The sequence below is a fragment of the Escherichia sp. 94.0001 genome, assembly GCF_013369155.2.
Lineage (GTDB): Bacteria > Pseudomonadota > Gammaproteobacteria > Enterobacterales > Enterobacteriaceae > Escherichia > Escherichia coli_F.
In genome coordinates, this window is sequence record NZ_JABWMS020000124.1 from 1 (window position 1) to 4,641 (window position 4,641).

Below are 4,641 nucleotides of genomic sequence, written 5' to 3' on the forward strand. Positions count from 1 at the left end.
GGCAGCCTGAGTTCACAGATAAAACACTCTCCAGGAAAACCGGGGCGGTTCAGGAGGCTATTCAAACGCCATTGAATCAAAGAGGACATTCCAGGCATTACCATCATAAATAGCAGCTCCTCTGGAGCCACAAACCATCATCACTGTTCCATCGGGGGAAACATCAATTCTTTTACTTAAAACGGCCACTTCAGGAGGGACGGGTTTATGTTTTGCATGCATGGCGAGCACCAGTTTTTCATCTTCCAGCACCCAGATGCCATAATCACTGGCACACCAGAGACGTCCATCAAACCATCCCATGTCGAGGAATGGCATGGTCATTCCGCCATGCGTAATTTGTGTCCATTGTTCATTGCGACCCTTCCATATAGCACCGTCAAAATCAGCAATATAAACAAATCCGTCACCGGCACAGCAAACTGTGTACAGAAGTTTATTTGTCGGGAAAGGGAGTTGTTTCCATTGCTCACCATTAAAGTGATAAACGGTCCCTGTTCCACCCACTGCATACATATCTGACTCGGAAAAACCAGATAAATCCTGGAATAAGCTTCTGGACATCGACTCAGCGTTCCGTTCTAGGAATCCATCGGGAACAGGAATAGTTTGTGAAGCGTCCTGCCAAACCTGATGATTAATGCGTTTATATATTCTTAACCCTCCCCCAATTGCATAGACATTTGTTCCTACTCTGACTACCTTAATTATAGCTGTTCTCATGTCTGATGATTTAGAAATAGGAATGTCCAGATTATTTTCTCGTCCCTTGTATTCTCTTGCTTTGTAGCTTATGACTTCGCAGTCGATATCAACTATAACTATTTCAGTTTGGGAAGGCGACCATCCAGCCGATAATGTGGGATAGTTCAAATTACCGAAAGACATCCCAAATACCCTGTTTTCAGGAGGATTGTCAATAACTATTGAAACCAGCTTGTGTATAGGCATGTAATAGTCGTTGCCATATTCGATATGATGTTCATCAATTTTTTCAATTAATAATAAGCCAACGCGCCCATGTTCAAAACCATATGTACAATCATATACTTCAAAATTTTTAAATGTTTTATTCCAACGTTCTTGACTAATAAGCATTTGATTTCCTTAGTTATCACAATTATCATCATAGCTATCCGAGCTACCACCATTTTCGCCAGAACGAGCAAATACTTTTGCTTCACTGAAATCACCGCAGGAATAAGTTTTTTTATAAGCCGCATCCATTTGTGCTCTCAGGCAGGATTTATCACAACCATACATTGCCGCAACTTGCTCTATTATCATATCTCTTGCTTTTTGATATTCCATTTCCCTCCCAAACTTGCCCATTTTGATTAAAGCCCCTGTCGTTTTATGCAACGATCCGTGAGACCCCGTATGATTACTTGTTCCTTCCATACAAATTGTTGGTGCTCGGCCTTCAGAATAACCTCCCCAGCATTCCTTTTTTGCATATTTGTCGCGCGGCATCTTATTTTTTAGCTTGCCTTTCTCATCAAGATTCTTGGGGTCATTTTTCCATTCTTCTTTAAGTATCGCCGTTTTTTCGAGATCTCGAAACATTGTATCAGGCAATAAATGATGTAATGTTTGCCCGGGGCAACATCCTTTTCCTTCCCATGAATTTTTTGTATCTCTTCTACTAAATGGAACAAGCATGCATTTTCTGGCCCGCAGGCAGCGATTCGAAAGCGCGTAGGCAGCCTGCGTTTCCGCCATTATTTCATTAGCCAGTGATTTTTGTTCTTCTTCAGAAAGGTTTTTGAAATTTTTGATTTTATCTTTGTATTTGTCAAATTTCTGAATTGCTGCATCCATTTTTTTTGAAATGTCTTTTAGCTCTTCCAGTTCTTTCTTCATTTCTGGAATGGTTTCATAAAGTTCAATACCTGTACTGACTACATCATAGGCCGTCATTACCCATCCAACCACTGGTATCCAGCCTGTTAATGCACGACGAGCGACAAGTTTTCCAACTTTTTTAGCCCCATATTCAGCGATTTCTTCTTCCAGTTTATTGATAACTGTTTCTTCTAATTCCTGTTTGGCTTTCTCCAGCAAACTGTCAATATTTTCCCATTCTTTCGACCAGTCACCAAACTGCTCCAGCCCTGGTTTGAGAAGCAGAGGCCCGCAATGGTCGAGAACCCAGGAGCCACTTTTATCATTATTTCTGTCTTGTGGAACACCCTTGCGCTTTCGGTGATGCTCATTATCTGGTTTGCACCGTTCCTCCACTTTTTTCTGCTGCTTTGCACATTCTTTTACAACAGTAGCACTGTCTTTATAATACATGGGTGGGGTATTTGCAGTGGAGCCATGATTATGCGTCATCAGGTCTTCATGACGGGGAACCTCCAGCCCTTCAAACTTGACATTAGGCGACCAGGATTTGAAATACGCTTTTCCTTTAATGACATGAGAAGCAACACCTTTCTGGAATCCCGGTGTTGCCGGAACATTCCCTTCACTGGTGGAAAAGTATGAGCGATCTTTCTGTGCCACCATCGACTTACAGATAAATACGGTAGCTGTTCCGTTCTGCAAATCCCGGGCATACGCCGTGTTGGAATAAGGCACAACGACCGGGCCTGTGGGCGGAGGAGGAGGGGACCAGCAGGGATCGGGAAATGCGCCAGCAGATTTCCCGTCAGACGCTCTGGAGCAGGCTTCCCGCCCGTTGATATAAACGTTAGTTTCCATAATATGCTATCCGTGTGCCCACTTTCCTTTAAATTAACTGCCGGCCCGGGAGGCTATTCAAACGCCATTGAGTCAAAGAGGACATTCCAGGCATTACCATCATAAATAGCAGCGCCTCTGGAGCCACAAACCATCATCACTGTCCCATCGGGTGAAACATCAATTCTTTTACTTAAAACGGCCACTTCAGGAGGAACAGGTTTATGTTTTGCATGCATGGCGAGCACCAGTTTTTCATCTTCCAGCACCCAGATGCCATAATCACTGGCACACCAGAGACGTCCATCAAACCATCCCATGTCGAGGAATGGCATGGTCATTCCGCCATGCGTAATTTGTGTCCATTGTTCATTGCGACCCTTCCATATAGCACCGTCAAAATCAGCAATATAAACAAATCCGTCACCGGCACAACAAACTGTGTACAGAAGTTTATTTGTCGGAAAAGGGAGTTGTTTCCATTGCTCACCATTAAAGTGATAAACGGTTCCCGTTCCACCCACTGCATACATATCTGACTCGGAAAAACCCGCCAAATCCTCAAAAAAGCCTCTGGTTATAGCTTCTGCTTTTCTCTCTGTATACCCCTCAGGAACAGGTATGCTTTGTGAGCACTCCTGCCAAATATGATGGTCAATGCGTTTATATATTCTGAATCCACTGGCCACTGCGTAAATATTGGTTCCTACTCTGAGTACTTTACTGATTGCAGAGTACATATCAACAGTTCCCGGTATGGAAATATCTAAATCATTCTCTCTTCCTTTATATTCATCTTCTTTATAACTCACAACTGCTCTTCCCTGACTGACCATCACATATTCATTATTCGATGGCGACCAACCAGAAGATATCGTCACCAGGGATATACCGTTGGCTCGGCGACCATATATGCATTTCTCTGGTGGGTTATTAATGGAAATAGAAATTAATCTTTTTTCGGGAATATAAAATGGGTTATCATAATCATCATGATTTTCCTCGACTAGCTCAATCAATGCAAGTCCTACGCGTCCATGCTCAAAACCATAGGTGCAATCATATATATCAAAACCTTTGAAATATTTTTCCCATATTTCTTTGTTTATGATCATTTCATCTCCTTAAATATCGCCATCATTATCATTACTATTCCCATCCCCTGCATCAGCATTCACTTTGGCTGAGTTTAAATCACCGCAGGTATAGGCGTCTCCGTAAGCTTTATCCATTTGTGCTTTCAGGCAAGATTTATCGCAACCATACATTAGCGCAATTTCATCTATTACCATATCCCTGGCAGTTTCATAACTCATTTCTTTCCCGGAATTACCTGCTTCGATTAATTTTGCAGTTGTCGCATGCATTGCTCCATGTGTACCTGTATGATTGTCTTTCCCTTCCAGACAAATTGTAGGAGCCTTACCTTCTTTGTATTTTCCCCAGCAATTTTTTGTTGGGTATTTATTACGGGGCATTCTGTATGTTAATTTTCCTTCTTCATTGCGATGCGAAGGATCTTTGTTCCATTCTTCCCTTGCTGCCGCAGATTTTTCCTGATCTCTAAACATAGTATCAGCCAACAGATGATGCCCTGTTTGTCCTGGGCAGCATCCTTTTCCTTCCCAGTTATTTAGCGAGTCCGTTTTATTAAATAGAACCAGCATACATTTCCTAGCACGTAAACACCGATTAGCAAATGCATAAGCAGCCTGTGTTTCTGCCATTATTTCATTAGCCAGCGACTTCTGCTCTTTTTCAGATAGGTTTTTGAAATTTTTGATTTTATCTTTGTATTTCTCAAATTTATGAATCGCTTCATCCATTTTTTTGGATATGTTTTTTAATTCCTCCAGTTCTTTCTTCATCTCTGGAATTTTTTCGTAAAGCTCAATACCTGTCAGGGAAAGATTACGAAAGCCCGCTCCCCGCAAGGACTGACGCCAGATACTTTCT

General features: G+C 42.1%; 4 protein-coding genes. All 4 read right to left on the minus strand.

Going from position 1 to position 4,641, the window contains the following annotated elements; translation table 11 throughout:
• Window positions 1–57: 57 nt before the first annotated feature.
• Window positions 58–1,098 carry a WD40/YVTN/BNR-like repeat-containing protein gene (locus HEN33_RS24230; RefSeq protein ID WP_176262551.1) on the minus strand — a complete coding sequence of 347 codons (1,041 nt, stop codon included), beginning with the start codon at window positions 1,096–1,098 and terminating at the stop codon, window positions 58–60.
• A gap of 9 nt (window positions 1,099–1,107) precedes the next feature.
• Window positions 1,108–2,706, minus strand: a complete 1,599-nt coding sequence (locus HEN33_RS26570; RefSeq protein ID WP_242460321.1) for a PAAR-like domain-containing protein — start codon at window positions 2,704–2,706, stop codon at window positions 1,108–1,110.
• Window positions 2,707–2,759: 53 nt separating this feature from the next.
• Window positions 2,760–3,800: a WD40/YVTN/BNR-like repeat-containing protein gene (locus tag HEN33_RS24245; RefSeq protein WP_176262550.1), complete on the minus strand. Its 1,041-nt coding sequence runs from the start codon at window positions 3,798–3,800 to the stop codon at window positions 2,760–2,762.
• Between the two features lie 9 nt (window positions 3,801–3,809).
• Window positions 3,810–4,641: HNH/endonuclease VII fold toxin-2 domain-containing protein (locus HEN33_RS26575; protein WP_242460322.1), on the minus strand; the 832-nt coding region annotated here is incomplete at its 5' end.

Coding starts and splice junctions, on each gene's coding strand:
- HEN33_RS26570 (WP_242460321.1), bottom strand. CDS start 2,706: ATGGAAACTAACGTTTATATCAACGGGCGGGAAGCCTGCTCCAGAGCG.
- HEN33_RS24245 (WP_176262550.1), bottom strand. CDS start 3,800: ATGATCATAAACAAAGAAATATGGGAAAAATATTTCAAAGGTTTTGAT.
- HEN33_RS24230 (WP_176262551.1), bottom strand. CDS start 1,098: ATGCTTATTAGTCAAGAACGTTGGAATAAAACATTTAAAAATTTTGAA.